A 20,901-nucleotide genomic window follows, 5' to 3' on the forward strand; every position below is an offset into this window, starting at 1 on the left:
TTTCGTCATGGGACAAGCACCGCCGCGCCGCTCACCCGGCCGTGGCGCAGGTCGTCCAGCGCTTCGTTCGCGTGGGCAAGCGGATAGGTCGTCGTGCTGGTGCGGATGGGCATGTCGGCGATCAGAGCGAAAAACTCCCTTCCGTCGCGGCGCGTCAGGTTGGCGACCGACCGGATCGAGCGTTCCTGCCACAAGTCGCGATAGGGAAAGCCGGGAATGTCGCTCATGTGAATGCCCGCGCACACCACGCTGCCGCCCTTGCGAACGGACCGCAACGCCGTGGGGACCAGCGCGCCGACAGGGGCAAAGATTATCGCGGCGTCGAGCATGACGGGCGCGGCCTCGTCCGATCCGCCCGCCCAGACGCAGCCCAGCGAGCGGGCAAAATCCTGTGCCGTGCGGTCACCGGGGCTGGTGAAGGCATAAATCTCTCGCGCCTGTGCCCGCGCGACTTGCGCGAGGATGTGGGCCGCTGCGCCAAAGCCGTAGAAGCCGATCCGTCGCGCATCGCCCGCCATGCGAAATGCGCGATAACCGATCAGCCCTGCGCACAGAAGCGGCGTCGCCTCGACATCGCCGAACCGGTCGGGGATGGCGAAACAGAAGCTTCCGTCAGCCACCACGTGCGTCGCAAAGCCGCCATCGCGGGTAAAACCGGTGAACTGCGGATCGTCGCACAGGTTCTCGGCGCCCGCTTGGCAATAATCGCACTGCCCGCAGGTATGGCCAAGCCACGGCACGCCGACCCGCGTGCCCGGCGCAAAGCGATCCGCCCCGCTGCCGCAAGCGATCACCCGGCCCACGATTTCATGACCGGGAACGATGGGCAGGATGCCGTGGATGTCGCCGTCCACCACGTGCAGGTCGGTGCGGCAGACGCCACATGCGGCGATTTCGATCAGCACTTCGCCGGTGCCGGGCCGCGGGATTTGCCGCTCGACCAGCCTCAGCGGCTCGGCAGGCTTGTCGAGTTGCATGACTTTCATCTTTGGCAAGGTCGATGCTTCACAACGTATCGTCCTGTGCGGCCCAGCAGTGTTGCCGGGCACCATTACATTATCGACCCATCGGGCACGCGGGCGCAACTGTCTTTGACCTTTGGCAAAGTTGTCTGAAAATCGTCCCTGCCGATAAAATGGGGTTGCTTGCCGGGCATGCTTCGACCGCGAAGTCGCAAAAACGACGGCCTGTACCTGTTTATTATAGCGGTGCTTGGCGATTATTCATCGGCTGCTGCCGCGCCGTGTCGGCAGACAATCGATTGAGAACCCGCGACAATCCTGATCCTGGGGCACTACTTTGGCCCAGTTGGTTAATGGCGACTAAGCATTGTTGACACGCATGTCATTCAGGCAGAGATTACGCCGCGATCAAGTATCAACGGGGGGCGTAGTAATGGTTGGCATGGGCACGGACGACGGCAATTTCGACAGCCAGAGCGTCGCTTCTTCGATATCCCGTAAAAAGGCGCTGATCATCGCGGGCGGGGCGGTTGCCGCTGCCGTCGCGGCGTTTGCCGTCGCGCAACAGATCCCGATCAAGGGTACGACGGCAGGGACCATCGTTCCTGCCAACCGTCATGTCGAAGCGCAGATCGACAGCGCCGACGTGACATTGGGCGATACGTCGGTGCCCATGCTGATGCAGACCGACGCGTTCGAGGTCATGGCCAACAATCCGCAATTCCGCGCAATGGCCAGCGATCCTGGCTTTGCCGCGCTCGCGCAGAACAGCCAGGCAATGGCGATGATGGCGGCCAATCCGCAGGCATTCGCTGCCTTGGTCAAGGACCCGGCAGCATTTGGGGCCGCGGTAAAGCACGCCGATGCCATGGCGGCCGAAGCGCGCTTGGCAGGAGCTATGCCGCGCGATTCACAGGCCTTTGCCGCCATGCTGGCAGAGCCGGAGGCTTTTGCCCGCATGGCCGCAAATCCGGACGCATTTGCCCAGATATCTACCCATCCGGCGTTCTATTCCGCCGTCGCGAAATATCCCGAAGCCATGGCCGCCATGGCCACGGATGCGAGCGCCTTTGGCAAGTTCGCCCGCGACCCAAGCGCCTTCCAGAAAGCCGCCGCCGCTGCGGCCATGCCGCAGATGTCGGGGGCCGAGGCATCGTTCAAGGCGCTCGCCGCCGATACCGCCGCCATGTCGCGGGTCTCCGCTAACGCAGAGGCCTTTGCCGGGATGGCCACGAATGCCAAGGCGTTCCAGATTTTCACCAAGGACAACGCAAGCATGCGCGTGGCCATGAGTGCTCAGGCGATGGACGCGATGATGCGCAACGCCGGGGCGTTCAAGGTGGCTGCCAACAATGCCGAATCTCTCGCCCGGATGGCCCGTTCGGCAGTGGCCTTTTCCGCGCAATATCGCCGCGCCTACGATGCACGAGTGCAAGCGCGGTCGGTCGATGCGCGGGTGCAGGCCATGGCACAGGCTCATCCCCAGGCTTTTGCCATGATGGCGGCCAATCCTCAGGCATTTCAACAGCTTGCTAGCCAGCCGCAGGCGATGGCAACGTTTGCCCGCAATGCATCGGCGATTTCGCAACTGGCCCGGACGCAAGCGTTTTCATCGCTGATGGCCAGCGCGAATTTTGCAGCGGCGGTCAAGACGAAGGCATTCGCCAACGCCATTTCCGCCACGCGTTAAGGTCCGGTCGCCGATCGCGTGAGTTTGCCAAGGCTAACGTCCGTTCGCCAGCGTCTGGCGCTGTCCGCGCTTGCGGTCGGCGCTTGCTGGACGACATCCGTCGCTGCGCAGGATGCGGGGCTGGATGATCCTTTCGCCATCGCAGGGGTCCCCACGCCAGCGGATAACCCGGCGAACGACGCTTCCGCGCCAGAGGGCGGCGAGAGGCCCGCGCCTGATGGCGGCGAGCCGGGCGACGAGCCCGCGCCGAGCCCGGTCGACCTGCCGCTGATCGACTTGTCGCTGATGCGCACCGATGAATTCACGCTGCTTTATTTCGATCCGGCGCAAACCTACCTGACGCCATACGTCGGCCGCGCGGTGGCCAATTCGCTGGCGTTCCACGAAAAGCTGTTCGACTGGAAACCGTGGGACAGCACGACGGTCCTGCTCAAGGATTTTTCCGATTACGGCAACGCGGCGGCGCGCTCGTCGCCCAACAACGCCGTTCTGTTCGATGTCGCGCCGCTGGGGCTGACTTATGAAACGTTCAGCCCCGGCGAGCGGTTCTATACGCTCAGCAACCACGAAATGGCGCATGTCGCGACGATGGATGTGTGGAACAGCCGCGATGCCGGCTGGCGCAAGTTCTTTGCCGGCAAGCCGATGCCGGTGGAGGAACACCCCGAAACGATTCTCTATAACTTCCTCACCACCCCGCGCGTCAGCACGCCGCGCTGGTATCTGGAAGGCAGTGCCGTCTTCCTCGAAACGTGGATGGCGGGCGGGCTGGGACGGGGGCAGGGCGCTTATGACGAAATGGTGTTCCGCGCCAAGGTGCGCGACGATGCGCGGATCTGGTCGCCGGTCGCGCTGGAATCCAAGGGGTCGAACAGCGACTTTCAGGTGGGCGTCAACGACTACCTCTATGGCACCCGCTTTTTCAGCTATCTGGCGCTGACTTACGGGCCGGAAAAGGTGCTCGACTGGCTGCGCAGGGACGAAGCCAGCGCGGGGTTCTATGCAACGCAGTTCCGCCGGGTTTTCGGGCTGAAGCTGGAAGACGGCTGGAACGACTGGATCGCGTGGGAGCGCAAGTTCCAGTCGGGCAATCTCGATGCGCTGGCGAAATATCCGTTCACGCCGGTGGAACCGCTGGCCGACCGGGGGCTGGGTTCGGTGTCGCGAGTTTTCTTCGACGAACGGTCCAACAGCCTGATCGGCGCGTTCCGTTATCCCGGCGTGCTGCCCCACGTCGGGCGCCTGTCGCTGTCGACCGGCAAGATCGAGCGGCTGGCCGATATAAAGGGGGCGATGCTTTACAGCGTGACCTCGCTGGCCTTCGATCCCGACACGCGGACCGCGTTCTATACCGAAGACAACTATGCCTACCGCGATGTGCTGGCCATCGATGTCGACACCGGGAAAAAGCGCATGCTGCTGCGCGACCGTCGGATCGGCGATCTTGCCTTCAACCGGCAGGACAAGTCGCTGTGGGGCATCCGTCATCAGAACGGGCTGTCGACGCTGGTGCGCATTCCCGCGCCCTATGCCGGGTTCAATCAGGTTGCGACGTTCGACTACAACGAAACCCCGTTCGATCTGGATATCTCACCCGACGGGACGATGCTGTCCGCCTCGGTCGGGCTGTCCAATGGCAAGCAAACGGTCCGCGTCTGGCAGATCGAAACACTGATCAGTGGCGGCCTCGAAAGCGGCTTGGAAGGCCTGTTCGACGGCGGCGTGGCGGCCCCGCTGGCCCAATTCGACATGCCGCCCGCCACGCCCGAAAGCTTCGTCTTTGCGCCTGACGGAAAGTCGCTTTACGGCACCGCCTATTACACCGGCGTGTCGAACGTGTTCCGATACGACATCGCCACCGGTGAAATCGCGGCGGTGTCGAACGCATCGACCGGGTTCTTCCGCCCCCTGCCGCTGGATGACGGATCATTGATCGTCTTCGATTTCGCGGGCGAAGGTTTCATCCCCACGCGCATCGCGCCCGAAGCGCGCGACGATCTGGGCACGATCGTATTCCTTGGCGCCGAAGTGGCGCGGCTGCATCCCGAAGTCAGGGACATGGCCGCAGGGTCCCCGGCGCGGGTCGATCTCGATGCCATCGTGACCGAACGCGGCAAGTACCGGCCCGACCGCGAACGCAAACTGGCCGCGCGTTATCCCTTTGTCGCGGCGTACAAGGGCGATGCGGTTGCGGGGCTGCACTTCACGTTCGAAGACCCGTTGCAGTTCAAGCAGGTGACGATCGATCTCGCGATTTCGCCGACCGAGGATCTTTCGCTGTCCGAACGACTGCATGGCGAAATCGCCTTCGAAACGCTGAACTGGACCGCGCGTTACTGGCACAACCGCGTCTCGTTTTACGACCTGTTCGGGCCGGTGGAACGCAGCCGCAAAGGGGACGCAATCGAACTTGGTTGGCGCAAGTCGGTCGTCTACGATCCGCCGCGTGTCCTCGAACTGTTTGCCGATCTCAACGGGTACGTCGGCCTGGAGACCCTGCCCAATGCGCAGAACGTCGCGGGGCCGAGCGAGTTGCTGTCGTTCCAGGCGGGCGGGCATTACGTGAACGAGACGAAATCGCTCGGCGCGATCGACCATGAAAAGGGCGTGGGCGCGGAATTGGTCGTGGGGGCCGATTACGGCAATGACGCCGTGTTTCCCGGTATCCGCACCGGCTTTGCCATCGGCCGTCCGTTGCCGATCCGGAATTCATCGGTGTGGCTCTATACCCATGCGGGCGCAGTCGGCGGCCCGGCCGAAAACCCGTTGGGCAGCGTCTATTTCGGGTCGTTCCGCAATAATTACGTCGATGACCGCGAGATCAAGCGATACCGCGAATGGGATTCGTTTCCCGGCTTCGAAATCGACGAGATCGACGCGCGCCGCTTTGCCAAGGCCGTGGCCGAATGGAACCTGCCGCCGCTGCGATTTGCTGAACTGGGCACCAGCTCGTTCCATCTAAGCTCGCTGCGGCCTGCGGTTTTCGCAGGGATGCTGGCGACAGACAGCGCGTTTGGCGGTGCGCGGACCTATGGCACGATCGGGGGTCAGATCGACCTCAACATGACGGTCTCGCTGCGCTTGCCGATGACTTTGTCGCTGGGCGCGGCCAAGGGCATCGACGGGGGAAATTTCCGCGGGACAGAGTGGCTTGTCTCGTTAAAGGTCTTATGATCCCGGTTCGATGGAGTCGCATCTGATCCTGAATGTCCTGCTTGCACTGGCGCCGGTGCTGGTGCTGCTTGCCGGGTTTCTGTGGCTCGACGTGCTGCATCTTCTCAGCCCGCGGTCCATCGTTCTGCTGTTGGTCATGGGTGCGGCTGCGGCGGCATTGTCCTATCCGGCCAGCGGGCGGGTGCTCGATGCCCTGCCGATGGGTTTTTCGACTTATTCGCGGTTTGTCGCACCGTGGGTTGAAGAGGCGATCAAGGGCGGCGCAATCGTCTGGCTCTTCCTGCGCAATCGCGTGGGGTACAAGATCGACGCCGCGCTCAGCGGGCTTGCCATCGGGGCAGGGTTCGCGATCGCGGAAAACCTGTTTTATCTGGTCCGGGTCGACGACATGAGTCCCGGCATGTGGCTCGTGCGCGGGGCGGGCACGGCGGTGATGCACGCGGGCACGGCGGCGATCATGGCCTCACTTTCGCACCAATTGAACGAACGCGGATTGCTGGCGCATGCCGGCGACTGGAAATTCCACATTTCCGCTTTCGTGCCCGGCTTTGTGCTCGCATCCCTGCTGCATTCCTTGTTTAACCAATTTCCCGAACGACCGGTGGTGGCAATGCTGACGACCATCGTCGTCGTTCCGATCATCGTCATCGCCGTGTTTCGCTATGGCGCGCGCGAAGCTTCCCACTTCCTCGACGTCGAACGCGAAGAACACATCGCCGATCAGGCTGCGTTGGAAGCGGGGCAATGGCCCGATAGCGAATGCGGCAGTCGTCTGCGCGAATATGTCGCATCGCGGCCCGATGCCGATACGTTCGGGGCGCAGGTCATCGCCTATTGGCGTGCGCTGGGCGAACTGGTGTTGAGCGCGGAAAGCCGCATGGTCGAACGCGCCAACGGTCATCGCACCGATCCGCAGGCGGATGCCGACCGCGCGCAATTCGCTGTTGTCGCGGGGATAGAGCGCGACATGAACCATCCCAGCCTGCGTACGGTGAAACGGCTGCTCCCGTTCAGCCGCAACGACCTTTGGGCCATTGGCGAACTGCGCGAACAATTGCACCATTCTCCAGGGCACAGCGCGCAAAAGCCCTGACGCCGCGCGCGTCGAGATCGCGCGGGCCGACTCGCCTCGACTACGGGTATGCCCGAATAGACCGCACCATCGCGATCATGGACCTTGCCGGCCGAAGGGTCGCTCCTGGCTCGTCATCGGCATCATGCCCGCGATCTCCCGATCGCGGCGGGGGAGGTTTCCATCGTGGATCGCAGGACAATGACGCTTGGCATCGTGCTGGCTCTCGCCGGGCTCGGCGGCTGTGTGGATCATGGCTACAATTATCGGCTTGGCGCTGTCTGGTTCAGTCAGCCCTATCATGTCTGGTACGACGGACATTACGGCGCCTTCCATGATGGATATTGGGGAACGGACGGTTTCTTCTATTTCCGGATCACCGACAGGGATCGCCAGTACCGCCGCGGCCATGAAGGGCACTTTCGGCGCGAGCGGGTGACTACGGATTCGCGTTTCAGGTATTACGAAGGCACTTCGAAAAAGCCTTCGCGCGAAACCCGCATGCCGAACTATCCCGCCCATCGCGACCATGACGAACGGCGGTGAACTGATCGACTGTCGCGACCACAAAACGATGCCTATGCGCAAGCCTTTCCGGTTCGAGGGATCGACCGGGTGCTGAACAAGGCGATCTGGTTTGTGGCCTGCGCGTTCCTGTTCGACGCCGCGGCCGCCGCGCAAGAGGTCGACGCTGACACCGCAGGTGCCGCCAAACCGGGCAAAGTCGAGCCCGCCGAAAAGAAGGCGACCGGTGCCCTTGAGGGCGGTGTCGATGTCGCGGCGGGCTATGACGATAACCTGTTCGCAACCCGCCATCGCAAAGTCGACGACGCGTTCGTACTGATCGAACCGAGCCTGAAATACCGGCTGACAACCGGCGATCTTCAGCTTGCCTTGCGCGGTTCGGGCGATGTCGCGTTTCACGACCGGAACGCCAGCGAAGATTACGATGACTGGCTTATCGGTGCGGACGGGCAAGTCGCACTGGGCAAAAGTGCCCGGCTGATCGCGGGCGGGACATATGAATGGCAGCACGAAAGCCGTACTTCGCCCGAAGACGTCGCAGGCTCTGCGCCTACCAGGTTCGAGCGGGCCTATGCCTATGCCGGGCTGATCGGCAGGGCGGGCAAGGCGGCATACCGGATCGGCGCCACGTACAACGACTACGACTTTGCCGACACGCCCGCCGCATCCGGCACGATCGCCAACGACGATCGCGACCGGCGCACGTTCGAACTCGGCGGAAGGCTGGGCTTCGAGGCGGCTGAGGGGACCGAACTGTTCGTCCAGGGTCTGTGGGACCAGCGCCGCTATCGCCGGGAAATCGACGATTGGGGCTTTGCGCGTGATTCCAGGGGATATTCGCTCGCCGCCGGGGTGCGCCACGAAATCGGGCGGTCGTTCAGCGGCGAAGCCTTTGTCGGCATCCTTCGTCAGGATTATGACGATGCGTTCCTGCCCGATGTTCACACCATCGATTACGGCATGGCGCTGGACTGGACTGTGCGCAACGGGCTCAGCCTGTCATTCGATCTCGATCGCAGTATCGAGGAAACGACGCTGCCGCTGGCATCGTCCTATGTCCTGACATCAGGCAGCCTGTCGGTGCAGGCGTCGGCTGGGCGCCGCATTGCGATCGGCGGCGGGATTTCAGGCGCGGATTACGCCTATCGTGGGGCCGATCGTTCGGAATTCGTGATCGGGGCGAACGTGTGGGCACGGCATTGGCTCGGCCGCCACCTGTACATCGGCGCGGACTACGAATTCGGGCAACGCTCATCGAATGTCGCGGGTTACGATTACGATCAGAACCGCGTGTTCCTGCGGCTCGGCGCGCAACTTCAACCGCCGTACGACAGGGGCGCAAGCGGCGTCGAAGTCGCCCCGGGAAGCCGCGGACCGGACGGGCCGTACCTTGCGGTGTTGCTGGGTCACGGTTCGCTGGTAACCGGGCTGAACGGGCCGCGCGGCACCGGCACCAACACGGCTGATTTCGGCGATGTCGATGCCGATATTGGCGTGTCGCTCGGTTACGGCAAGACATTTGGCCGCCTCTATGCCGGGGTCGAGGCCGAAGGATTTGAGGGTGGGGCCGACTGGCTCCACGACGCCGACCGCCGTTTTTCGGTGTCGCGCACCAACAGTTACGGCGCCAGCTTGCGTCTGGGCCGGCTGACCGGACAGGGCGAACTCGTCTATGGCCGGGTCGGCGTTGTCTCCACGCGTTTTCGCACGCTTTACCGTCGGTTCGATCAGGAGGTCGACGATGCGCGGCGGCTAGCCGGGCTGGGCCTTGGCCTTGGGCTCGAAGCATCGGCGGGAAGTCACGGTTTCGTGCGCAGCGAATATGGGCTGGTGTCCTATCCCGACTACGACGTCGGGGTTGGGGGCGGGGGCGGGCCAGCCAAGGCGGACGGTTCTGTCGCCGACAACTTTTCGAACACCGAAAACCGGTTTCGCATGGGTGTCGGCTTGCGGTTTGGCGGCAATCCGGCGCGCAAGGATACGCATACAGATTTTTCAGGTGCCTATCTGGGCGTCGCACTGGGTCATGGCGGGCTGACCAGTTCGAACCAAGGTCCGCGCAGTGGCGGCTTCATGCTCGACGTCACGCGCAGCGGGCAGGGTGCTTTGATTGCCGCCTTTGCGGGAGCGGGGGCCGAATTGACCGGTTTCTACCTTGGCGGAGAAATCCATGCCGACACCGGCAAGCTGGATTGGAACATAGAACGCGATCCGCAAGGTCGGATCTATTCTGTCGAGCACGATTATTCCTATGGCGGCAGCGTGATCGCGGGTCGCAAGATCAGCGGATCGGCCCTGCTTTATGCCCGGATTGGCGTGGTGAGAACAATGTTCGACACGCGATACGCAACAACCAAACAGTCGGTTCGCGAAAGACATGTGGAGCAAGCGCCAAGATATGGGGCGGGATTGCAGATCGCGCTCAGCAAAAAATCGAGATTTCGGGTGGAATACAACTTCGCCGACTATGCCAAGTACAAGATCGCGTATGGCGAGAATGAAGATGCTTTCGAAAACTACGAAAACTTCATCAACATAGGATTTCTACGGAATTTCTAAGGTGTCGCTCGACGCTACATCGGTTCCCGCAACGTGAACAACGCGCCGGGTCGCAGCTTCGGACAGGCTGCAATCCGGCGCAAATTGTCGGAGCGAAGATATGTCGAAAACACAGCCCTGCATCAGCAGATACTTTTCATCCGCCACGGCCATCGCCGTTGCGCTTGCGGTCGCAGGCGGAACCTTGGCGACCTTACCCGCACCAGCCGCAGCCCAGCATTCCGGAGGCGCCAGCACGCAGGCGGGCGGGCACGACAGCGGGCACGACACGGGCGAGGATTCTGGTCACACCGACGATGGACACGACAAGGGGCCTGATGCGGAACCGGGCAAGGGCGGCAAGGGTCGCGCGCCAGGCGAAGCGGGCAGCCGCAGCCCACGTGGCATGCAGGACATATTCCGTTCGGTCGCGGCTGCCGAAGATGGCGGCGACGACACCAGCGATCGGCCAGATTGGGCCGGGGCCAAGGGCGGGCGCAACGAACATGGTGGCAAGCCATCCACCGGCGGCGACAATCGCGGCGACCTTTACGGCGACATGTACGTCATCCTGCGCGACGAGGACGGCGAACCCATCCTGACCGAAGAAGGCTGGGTCCAGCCGGTCGACGCAGACGGTGTTCCGCTCGAACTCGACGAAGAAGGCGCGCTCGTCGATCCGACGTTGGCGATAGAAGTCGTGCTGGGCCGGCTCAACGTCGGGCGCTCGCCCACCAGTGTGCTGAACAAGCGGGCGGACGAAATCGTGACGCTGCTTAACGACGCCGATGAAATCACCGTGGACGCGGCCGGAAGGCTGGTCGTCGTCAATTACGTGCTCGATGAAAACAACCAGGTCATCGACACCGTTTACAAGACGATCGACGCCCCGCTCGACAATCTCGCGCTCTATGTCGCGCTGATGACCGAAGGCACGATCCCCGGCGTCACCGATCTCCCCGGAGAGGAATACGACTTCCTGGTCGATGGCGAATTCACCGGCGAAGACCTTGTTGCCGCCACATCCCTTTTGGCAGCGGCGAGCGACAAGTACGAGACACTCTCGCTCGACGCGGTCGCCTATATGAATGCCATTCTCGGCATCAATACGGTGACCGAAGGGACGATCACCTATTCGTCGATGGACTACAGCGATTACTCTTACGACCGGTCCGATACTTACGATGCAGTGATCGTTACGGTGCTGGTCCAGCAAGACGACGGAAGCTGGGTGGCCGAACCGGTCAACATTTATGACGAAGTGTTCGGAGAAGTCGATTACGTGAGCGAGGACGGCTTCGACGGCTTTGCGCAGGCGGTCGACGATGCCCGCGAAGTCATCAGCTACATCCACGAATACGCGATCCCGGCCGATCAGATCGATTCCGTCGTGCCCGAAGAACCGACGCCATGATCTGCGCCGTGACCGCCAGTGGCGACCCTGCCGGCAATGCTCTCACCCATACTGTTTCGAAGGAATCTGCGATGACCAGAAGTTCGACCGCACGAATACTCCTGACATGTGGCGGTATCGCCGCGTTGGCCGTGGCCAGCCCTTCATGGGCGCAACATGGCGGAGGCGGGGCGGGGGCAGGGCCAGGGGGCGGGGGCCAAACCGCGATGCCCGGCATGACCGGAGCCGGCGATATGGATCGGATGCAAGACAGGGACCGGCTGCGCGACCCTGATCAAGACCGCGACCGGGATCAGGACCGCGACAAGGACCAGGATCGCCTCCACGATCGCGACAGGTTGCGCATCGACCAGACGGTCAGCGGCCAGTTATCGACGTGGAGCCTGTTGAGCGAAGGCGAACGCAGGCAATTCCACGAACAGATGCGCGCGGCGAAAACCGAAGAGGAACGCAACCGCATCCGTTCGCAACATCGCGCCACGGTTCAGCAGCGGGCGAGGGACCTAGGCATCGACCAACCGGGTGCCAGCGGCTGGCACGGGGGTTATTACCTTGCCCAAATGTTGACCGAGCGGGAGCGGTTGCAATTCCACGAACGCATGCGCGTCGCCGCCAACGAGCAGGAGCGCGCGCGGATCAGGGCCGAAATGCATGCCACGGCACGCGAACGCGCGCGCGAAATGGGCATCGACGTGCCCGCCTGGTTCGGACAGCGCCGCACCGCTCGCTGATGAGGAGGACGGTGGGCGTGGCGGGCAGGATTCAGGCCGTTTTCAGCCACGCCCGGTCGTAGGAACGATCCTGCATGTCGTGCCGCCCGAACAGCGCGTCGGCCAGATCGGTCTGCAAAAATGCGTCGGCGGCAGGTTCCATTCGCGCCCAGTCGTTCACTTCTGATCGATGGGCAAAGCGCCATTCGCCGTCGCGCCGTTCGTACCGATCGATATAGCGACCGCAGATCGTCATGTCGGACGGCACGCCATCGGCCATGATGCGGTGAAAGGCGTAGAAATAGACCTCGCCATAAGCGACGTCGGCATTGTCGGGGTCGAATTCGATCAGGTGCTGCCCAATCAGGTGCTGGTTCGCGAGATGTTCGGTCAGCAGTTCCTGCGCAAAGCGCACGAATTCCGGGCCGCTGCCCACGAATATGCCGTAATCGGTCGTCGAATCCGGCCAGAACGTTGCCATCTGCAAATCGGCATCCAGCCTGTCCTGCCCGCGCATGTACCGCGCGGCGAGATCGCGGATGGCATCTTTGGCGATCAGCTTGTCGAGATCGGTCATAGGGTCTCCGGGCACGGCATCAGCCCACCGTTTCGGTTTTGGGCAATAGAGGCGTGCGTTGGTAAAAGGCGAGATCCTCGATCTCGTAAGTCGGCGGCGTGTCATCGGTCCGCGCGTCGTGCAACCGTTTCCAGTGCGCGAACAGGCCCATGATATGCGGCGGGTCGCCGTGGATTTCGGTGAAGACGCCGTTCAGCGCGCGGGTGTCGAAATAGGCGGCGTTCACTTCGTCCGCGTAGAGTTCGGTCGCAAGGTCGTAGCCGCGATCCAGCCACCACTGCCGTTCGGCATCGAAGTCCGATACGAGATAGGCGATATGGTGAAAGCCTTCCTCTCCCGGTGCGAACATGTCGCGATAGATCGACGGCTTGTCGTCGTGCTGTTCGATGAACTGGATCATCGTATCGCCAAGATAACCGAAGGCATAGGACACGTCCGCCTCCACCGCCGCGCCGCGATAGGTGAATTCCTCGCAATCGTGGTGGCGGACCATGCAGAACGGCCCCGCGCCAAAACATTCGGCCCAGTTGCGCGAAGCTTCGTCGATCGAACGTACGAAATAGGCTTGCTGGAAAAGTTCGCGCCTCATCACCGGCTTCGTCATTCCGCCGCCTCGTCGAGCCGGTGTTCGGCAAAGCGCGATAGCAACTGTTCGACGGCCAGTCCTTCGGGAATGCGCTCCGCGCCGATCCGGCGGTCCACCTCTTCGTGGAACCAGTAAATTCGGCGTTCCTGGTAATTGATCATCATGCCGGTAAAGCCGCCCGATTCAAGACTGCGCTGAATGGGGCCAAGGTTCATCATGTCTTCTTCGAGCACGTCGTCGAATATCGGCAGGAACCGCTCCCAGAACGCCGGCCGTTCGCCATCGCCCCAGTCGGGCGCCACGTAAATCGCCTGCATCGTGCATTTGCCGACCCCGTCTGGCCAGAACAGCAGCACCGGAAAACCGGTCGGTTCCACCGGCGTGATCAGGTTGGGAAAGGCCATGTAGGCGACGTTGTTCATGCGATAGAGATCGGGCATCGTCGCGATGTCGGGCGCGCCTTCGAACTCCACGAAGTTCAGGCCCTGGTTCATCTTCTTGCGTACCGCCATCCGTGAATGGCCGCCCTCCATCAATCCCATCGCCGCCGCCTTGTGGTCCAGCATGATGCCGGCGTTGGTCGGGTGGATGGTGTTGATGTGATAGACCTCCAGAAAGGCGTCCATCGCCACCTTCCAGTTGCAGGCGACCGAATATTCCTGAACGTGCAGCGTGCGCAGCTTTTCCATGCCGACGCAGTCCAGTTCCGCCGTCAGCGGGCCGAGATAGTCGAGCAGCGGTTCGGCATCCTTGTCGAGGTTGACGAAGACCCAGCCGCCCCACACATCACACGACGCTTCGATCAGGCCCCGGTCGCTCTTGTCCAGACAGGGAAAGTCGCGTTCGTCCGGCACGCCCTTGAGCTTGCCGTCGAGGCCGTAGGACCACGAGTGGTACTGGCAGCGCAGCAGCCGCGTATTCCCCGCATCGTCGCGCACTACCGGCGCCCCGCGATGGCGGCAGGTGTTGTAGAAGGCGCGGATTTTCTCGTCCTGCCCGCGCACGAGCAGCAGGGGCACGCCCAGCTTGTCCCACAGCCGATAGTCACCCACCTTGCGCAGATCTTCGTCACGCCCGGCGCAGACCCAGCTGCGGGTCAGGACGCTTTCACGCTCGAGCCGGAAGAACTCTTCGCTGGTATAGCGACCGCCCGGAATTTCCGGCAGCGGCGGGAAGTCGGGTCGCGGTCCGGTTCGCGCAGATTCGAAGGCGATGACCTTTTCGACTTCGTCATAGACGGTATCCGACATCGGCGGTTCCTCTCCTGCTCACCCAACGATTCTTTGGGGCTGAGCCAAGTTGCTGTAAATGCGCCGTTTTCTTTGACGCCATTTCCCACGATGCAACCGCATCGCCGAGCTTTGCACACCTGTCGAAAGGGATAGATGGCGAGCGATCGGGCGCCCCACCATCGAAGGGGCATTTCGCTTAAGCCGAGGCGTCGCCCGCTCCCGGTCGAACTGGGGCAAACTATGGGTTAGGACAGTTTCGTCAGCCTGTCTCGCGACGCAGTCTGCGCATCGATCACGACAGGGTCAAGAACGATTGGGGCCAAGAAAAACAGGGGCCAAGGGCGCATCAGACGCAGGCGGGCACCGGGTCGGCACGGGAAGGATATCATGGAAGACAAGGTTTTGACGGGCAAGGTCGCGATCGTCACCGGCGCGGGTCGCGGCATCGGGCGGGCGATCGCGATGGCCTATGGCGCGGCGGGCGCGAAAGTCGTCGTCGCCTCGCGCACGCCCGACACGGTGGAGCGCGTGGCAAAGGAGATCAACGACGCGGGCGGCACAGCCATCGGCGTGGCAGTCGATGTGGGCCATCGCGATCAGGTCTTCGCCTGCGTCGACAAGGCGGTCGAAGCATTCGGCGCGGTCCACATCCTCGTCAACAATGCGCAAGGGTTCGGCACCGAAGCCGATCCCCAGCCGTCGACCGTATTCGTCGCGTGCGAGGATACCGACGAGGACGAGTGGGAATATACGTTTCGCACCGGCGCGACGGCCAGCCTGTGGTTCATGAAGGCCTGTTTTCCGCACATGAAGCAGGCAGGTTACGGCAAGATCATCAACTTCGCGTCGAGTTCGGGCCAGATCGGGTTCGAAGGCAACACCTGCTATAACGTGACGAAGGAAGCGATCCGCGCCCTCTCGCGCACCGCCGCCCGCGAATGGGGGCAGTACGGGATCAACGTGAACATCATCAATCCCGCGCTCGAAACCCGCGCGTTCGACAAGTGGAAACAGGCGCGGCCCGAATTCGTCGAGGCGTTGAAGGACAAGATCCCGATGCGGCGGCTGGGCAATCCGGATCGCGATGCCGGCCCGATCGCGGTATTCCTCGCCAGCTCCGGTTCCGACTATATCACCGGTCAGACGGTCATGCTCGAAGGTGGCATGCACACGCTTCCCTGATCGTGGGCGCCCGCGATCATCTGCCGCGACACTATGCGTTTCGACACTGCAGGACTTGGCCAAATCCAAAGCGAGTCGTGCGTCCGCGGTACGCACGGCGACCCTGTTTCGGCTCCATCCGACCTGTCCACAGGCGCGAGCGGGCACCCGATGATGTTTCTCGTACAACTTCGCTGTCTATGGGTTTGGCGGAGGGCAGGGCGAAATATCCCCTAACGCCTATTACAAACTCTGTTAAGTTGTAGCCGCGCTACGGAGGGGAAATGCAGCATCCACCGGACATTTTGCACAAATGGGTCCGGACCGACCAAACAAATATGTAAAATCCGGGAACTGTTATTGGAGGAGCGGGTTTCACGGTATGGTCATTAACGTATTGGATACCCATTCGGCGTAGCTGACCATCACTCTCGTACCGAAGTTAATTCGTGCAGACCGTTGACTTCACCCTGTTGTCGGGTGCACGATTGATACATTACCATAAAGCCTATTTGGGGGAACAAATGGCATTAAATAAGCGCATGTTGGTGCTCGGAGCATCAACGATAGCAATCGGCATAGCCGCTCCCGTCTACTCACAGACAGTTCCTGGATCCTTTGATTCCTTTACCGCTGACACTGTCGACGAAACGCTGGTCATCAGCGAAATTGGCGACGAAAACGCTTCTGGCGTTACAGATATCGGCGGCGCAACTTCAGCCGCAGTCGTATTCGACGAAACGAACGGCGCCGTAATTCAGACCGGCAGCGCAACGCTTTCCGACCTCAATCTCGAAATCGTGAATGATGGCAGCTACACCATCGGCGCGATCGCTGAGGCTTCCGGAACCGCGACTGCGGACATCAGCAACGCCATTTATCAGAATGGCACCGCGAACGAAACCGGACGCGTTACCATCTCCAACACCGGCGACCTGTCGGTCATCGCGGACGCCAAGGCAGTCGGCGACGGAATTGCCGAAGCTTCCGCCGATGTCAGCAAGGGCATTCGCCAGGAAGTCTATGGCGAGGCCGCCATCGCAAACCTGACGAACAGCGTTGACGGTGTGATTTCCATCGTCGCCTCCGCTTCTGCGGATGGTTCGCGCGCGGATGCAGACGCTTCGGTTGCCACTGGTATCTATCAGTATGCTTCGGGCGATGACGCAACGGCGTCCGTCGTTAATGACGGCACGTTCACTCTTTCGGCGGTTGCGACCGCAGCTGGCACCGACGTTGATGGCAGCGGTACTGAAGCCGATGCCTATGCTTATGCATCGAACGGCATTTATCAGTACGGTGAATCGGATGTCGGCGATGTCTCGCTGACGATCGTCAACAATGGCGAGTTTTCCGTTACGGCTGATGCTGGCGCGATTGCTACGAACGACGATCTCACCGGTGGCGACGCAGACGCCTACGCTCTGATCGAAACCGCGATCTCGCAGGAAGCCAACGCTTACGATGGCGGCAGCATTTCGCTCGCAGCCACCAACAACGGCACGATTGACATCGCCGCTGTCGCAAACGCTACGGCTGACGGCTATGCCGACGCCGACGCTTATGCAACGACGGGCATCTATCAGAGCGCCGACGCATTTGGCGGGGGCGATGTTGCTCTCGACATTACCAATGCCGGAACGTTCACTTACACGGCCGACGCATCGGCAGCAGGCTTTGGCGCATCGGCTTCGGCCACCGTCGAAGAAGCGCTTTCGCAGGCTGGCAGCGCGCATGCCACGGTCTCTGCTGCTTCGGGTTCTGTGGCCCTTACCATGACGAATACGTCGACTGGTGTGGTGACTGCAGAGGCAAATGCCGCGGCAGTGGCTACGGGAACCGGCGCTGATGCGTTCGCATCGGCAACGTACATCATCTATCAGTCTGCCAGTGCAGATGATGGCGATGCAGCGGCCACGGTGACCAACGATGGCATGATCGATGTCGGCGTTTCCGCTTCCGCGATCGCACAGAACGTCGACGGTACGGCTGGCGACGCTGAAGCGACCGCATCGGCGTCCGTCGTATTCTCGCAGAATGCCGACGTGGATACCTTGGGCAACGCGACCGTCACTCTTGCCAATAGCGGCACGATGAACGTCGACTTGTCCGCGGACGCGATGGCAGACGGCGCAGCTTACGCCAGCGTCGAAGTTAGCCAGGTTCTTTATCAGGACGCCGATGTCGATGGCATGGGCGATGCTACTGTGGCGTTCGAAAACAGCGGCACCTTCTCCCTTACGGGCAGCGCCAATGCGACGGGCGGTACTTACGCTCAAGCAACCGCTACCGGCGATGAAGAAGTAACGCTTTACCAGCGGGCCAATGCGGGCACTTGGGAAGCGGAAGATTCGGGCAATGCGTCCGTTTCGCTAACCAACACCTCAACGGGCGTCATCGACATCGCATTCGCCGCGAATGCGATTGCCACCGACGGTGTTGCGAATGCCTACGCCTTCCTCTCGAGTGCGCCTTATCAGGAAGCGAACTCGATTTACGGTGATGCTTCGGTTGAGCTCGTCAATGACGGTTCATTCGACATCGCGGTTGCGGCAAATGCAGAAGGCGTCGCCGCCGCTAATGCAGTCGACGCCGCTAATGCAATCGCCGTTGTCTCGGGCATTTCGCAGGAAGCTTATGCGCCCAATGGTGCGGCATCGCTTGCCGTTACCAACACTGGTTCGCTGACGCTCTCTGCGCTTGCGGAAAGCAGCGCGACCGACACCACCGGCCTATCGGCCGGCGCCTATGCGGTGGCAGTAGTAGGCGGCGCGATCAGCCAGTCTGGTTATGGCGAGTCGATCATGGCCGCCGTCACCAACAGCAGTGTCATCGACGTGGCAAGCTCGGCTTCGGCCACTGGCAAGAACGCCTATGCAATTGCCATTGCCGAAGGTGTCGATCAGGACGTTTCGGCAGAAACCGATGCGGAAGTCTCGTTTGCCAACGGCGGCGACTTGTCCGTCGCAGCGGACCTGACGGCAACGGGCATCACCTTTGCCGGCGGCTATGCTATAGCCACTGGTGTCAGGCAGTCCGCAGACGGCGTGGCGCCGTCCTTCACCTTCGCGAACGATGGTGCGATGGCAGTCAGCGCAGACGTGGCCGTTTCGGCTACGGCTCCGGTCGCGAGCATCGACGCTGGGGGCGGCTATGCCTACGCTCTTGGTTATGAGCTCGATGCCTCTGACTCGGGTGGCATTATCGACGTATCGAACAGCGGTTCGATCGACGTATCCGCGTCCCTGACGGGAGAGGGCGGCGCAAGGGCCGTCGGCATGCTCCTGGAAAGCGAAGCCTCTTCCGAACTTCTCCCGCCGATCTTCCCGGTCGACCACGTAACGGGCGGCGTTCTGTCCGGTACCGTGGCCAACACCGGCACGATGACCGTAATGGCATCGGCAACGGGCGGTCTTTCGAACTTCGCGACGGCGACCGGTTATCAGATCAATGCCGGCCTGGCCGACGTTACGCTGACCAACACCGGCACCATTTCGGTTTCGGCACTGACGGATGGCGGAGTTTCGGAAGCGACGGGCATCGTCGTTACCGATCTCGGCGGCGTGGATCCCCTGGAAGAATACTACTTCGTCCTCAACAACGACGGTGGTTCGATCATCGCCGAAGAAAGCATCGATGGCGGTGCAACGTGGACACGTGGCATGGCGATCGACGTCACTGCCTCGCCCAACCCGGTGCAGATCAACTTCACCGGCGACGGCAGCGTCTACGGCAACATCGACATTCTGGCTGGTGACGAAATCACCGTTTCGGATGGCGAAACTGCCTTTGACGGCATCCTGAACCCCGGTGGCGAGCTCGAAGGCTCGGTCCTGGTCACGGATGGCGGCACGCTCTACCTGGTCGATGAACCGACGGCGAACCCGTCCTACGACGGCCCGGCACAGCTCAACGTGGACAGCTTCACGGTGTCTTCGGACTCCACGCTGGCACTGCAACTGCCGAGCAACTCGCTGACCGAAGGCTCGTACCCGACGGTTGTGGCAAACACGGCCGACATCACCGATGCGTCGCTTCTGGTTCGTGCGTCGAGCGAAAACGGTCTCTATGCCGACAGCTACGACTTCCAGGACGTGATCGACGCGAACGTGCTGACCGGCGAGTTCGCTTCGGTAACGACAGACAACCTGTTCTTCACCGCCGACGCTACTTACGACGATATGGCCAATGTCGATCTCGCGCTTAACCGCACGCCGTTCGACATGATCCCGGGGCTGACGGTCAATCAGACCAATGTCGGCGCAGGCATCGAAAACGTCTACTCGAACGCACTTACCGGTCCGTTCGGCGGCTTGGTGAGCGAACTGTTCAACCTCGACGAAAATAGCTACCCCGACGCACTCGATCAGCTTTCGGGTGACATGTACGCCGGCTATCTGCAGGGCTTGCGCAACAACGCACTGCAAATGAACGGCATCATCTCCGACCAGATCGATTGCGCCATCAGCATCGACGGGCCGCAGAAGTGTCAGGATCGCAACGGCGAAACCCGCCTTTGGGGTCTGGTTGGCTACAACGACGTATCCGTCGACGACGACGGTAACGGTTCAGGCTACGTGGGTGACCACTGGTCGGCTCTGGTTGGTCTCGACTACACGATCAGCAACTTCACGATCGGCGCTTTCGGCGGCTATCGTGACAGCGATCAGGTCTATGATCGTTACAACGGCAAGATCTCGTCGAAGGGTTGGCAAGTTGGCCTTCTCACGGCTTACGATGTGGGCAACTTCTACATCCGCGCCCTGGGCAGCTACACCGACCTCAAGGCGGACGCGCATCGCAATGTGTCGATCGGTTCCTTCGTGGATCGGATCAACTCCGACCCCGATGCAAAGGTGCTCTCGCTTTACGGCGAAGGCGGTCTGCGCTTCGACCTTGGCAATGCTTGGCTGACGCCCTTCGCGGCAGTCGACTACACCAAGGTCAAGTTCGCCGGTTTTGAGGAACGCGGCCTTCCGGGCGTCAACCTCAATGTCGATGGACAGAGCCAGGATCAGACGTCGCTCGTTGCTGGTGCCAAGTTGGCAGCCAACTTCGGAGGCATCGTGCCTGAGGCCAAGGTTGCATATCGCTATGACCTGACTGACGATCCGTTCGGCTACACGGCGTCTTTCGCCTCGAACGGCGGCAGCGAGTTCACGGCCTATGCTCCTGAAACCGCACGCGGTTCGCTGGTTGCCGGGCTTAGCCTCGCAGCACTGATGGGCGATCGCTTCACCGGCCGCATTGGCTGGCAGGG

The 20,901-nt window shown here is 61.8% G+C and carries 12 protein-coding genes and 1 pseudogene; 9 read left to right on the top strand and 4 right to left on the bottom strand.

Translation table 11 applies throughout. From position 1 onward, the window contains the following. Window positions 1-5 precede the first annotated feature (5 nt). On the bottom strand, window positions 6-977 hold the full coding sequence (locus tag EKN06_RS00930) for a zinc-dependent alcohol dehydrogenase family protein (RefSeq protein ID WP_420810740.1): 972 nt from the start codon (window positions 975-977) through the stop codon (window positions 6-8). A gap of 418 nt (window positions 978-1,395) precedes the next feature. On the opposite strand from EKN06_RS00930, the gene EKN06_RS00935 reads away from it, so the two are divergent. The 7 genes from EKN06_RS00935 (at window position 1,396) to EKN06_RS00965 (ending at window position 12,106) form a co-directional block, all read left to right on the top strand. Then, on the top strand, window positions 1,396-2,652 hold the full coding sequence (locus EKN06_RS00935) for a hypothetical protein (protein WP_127611009.1): 1,257 nt from the start codon (window positions 1,396-1,398) through the stop codon (window positions 2,650-2,652). Window positions 2,653-2,670: 18 nt separating this feature from the next. After that, complete coding sequence (locus EKN06_RS00940; protein ID WP_127611010.1) at window positions 2,671-5,826, top strand: TolB-like translocation protein; 3,156 nt, start codon at window positions 2,671-2,673, stop codon at window positions 5,824-5,826. Window positions 5,827-5,836: 10 nt separating this feature from the next. Beyond that, window positions 5,837-6,919: a PrsW family glutamic-type intramembrane protease gene (locus EKN06_RS00945; protein WP_127611011.1), complete on the top strand. Its 1,083-nt coding sequence runs from the start codon at window positions 5,837-5,839 to the stop codon at window positions 6,917-6,919. A gap of 165 nt (window positions 6,920-7,084) precedes the next feature. Then, window positions 7,085-7,444, top strand: a complete 360-nt coding sequence (locus tag EKN06_RS00950) for a hypothetical protein (protein ID WP_127611012.1) — start codon at window positions 7,085-7,087, stop codon at window positions 7,442-7,444. 69 nt (window positions 7,445-7,513) lie between these two features. Beyond that, window positions 7,514-9,982, top strand: coding sequence for an outer membrane beta-barrel protein (locus EKN06_RS00955; protein ID WP_164843885.1), 2,469 nt, complete (start codon window positions 7,514-7,516; stop codon window positions 9,980-9,982). 184 nt (window positions 9,983-10,166) lie between these two features. Beyond that, entirely contained in the window at window positions 10,167-11,375 is a 1,209-nt protein-coding gene (locus EKN06_RS00960) for a collagen-like domain-containing protein (RefSeq protein ID WP_127611014.1), read from the top strand. Window positions 11,376-11,446: 71 nt separating this feature from the next. After that, window positions 11,447-12,106 carry a hypothetical protein gene (locus EKN06_RS00965; RefSeq protein WP_127611015.1) on the top strand — a complete coding sequence of 220 codons (660 nt, stop codon included), beginning with the start codon at window positions 11,447-11,449 and terminating at the stop codon, window positions 12,104-12,106. Between the two features lie 31 nt (window positions 12,107-12,137). On the opposite strand, the gene EKN06_RS00970 is transcribed toward EKN06_RS00965, so the two are convergent. The 3 genes from EKN06_RS00970 to EKN06_RS00980 are packed head-to-tail and all read right to left on the bottom strand — an operon-like array spanning window position 12,138 to window position 14,498. After that, window positions 12,138-12,662, bottom strand: a complete 525-nt coding sequence (locus tag EKN06_RS00970) for a nuclear transport factor 2 family protein (protein ID WP_164843886.1) — start codon at window positions 12,660-12,662, stop codon at window positions 12,138-12,140. 19 nt (window positions 12,663-12,681) lie between these two features. Beyond that, entirely contained in the window at window positions 12,682-13,266 is a 585-nt protein-coding gene (locus EKN06_RS00975; protein WP_240654545.1) for a VOC family protein, read from the bottom strand. Beyond that, window positions 13,263-14,498, bottom strand: coding sequence for an aromatic ring-hydroxylating oxygenase subunit alpha (locus EKN06_RS00980; RefSeq protein WP_127611018.1), 1,236 nt, complete (start codon window positions 14,496-14,498; stop codon window positions 13,263-13,265). Before EKN06_RS00980 ends, EKN06_RS00975 begins: the two co-directional genes overlap by 4 nt. Before the next feature lie 369 nt (window positions 14,499-14,867). On the opposite strand from EKN06_RS00980, the gene EKN06_RS00985 reads away from it, so the two are divergent. Then, window positions 14,868-15,662, top strand: a complete 795-nt coding sequence (locus tag EKN06_RS00985) for an SDR family NAD(P)-dependent oxidoreductase (protein WP_127611019.1) — start codon at window positions 14,868-14,870, stop codon at window positions 15,660-15,662. Window positions 15,663-20,068: 4,406 nt separating this feature from the next. Beyond that, window positions 20,069-20,833, top strand: a pseudogene (locus EKN06_RS16145) (autotransporter outer membrane beta-barrel domain-containing protein); the annotation flags it as partial. Window positions 20,834-20,901: the final 68 nt, after the last annotated feature.

Source organism: Croceicoccus ponticola (assembly GCF_004004515.1).
Lineage (GTDB): Bacteria > Pseudomonadota > Alphaproteobacteria > Sphingomonadales > Sphingomonadaceae > Croceicoccus > Croceicoccus ponticola.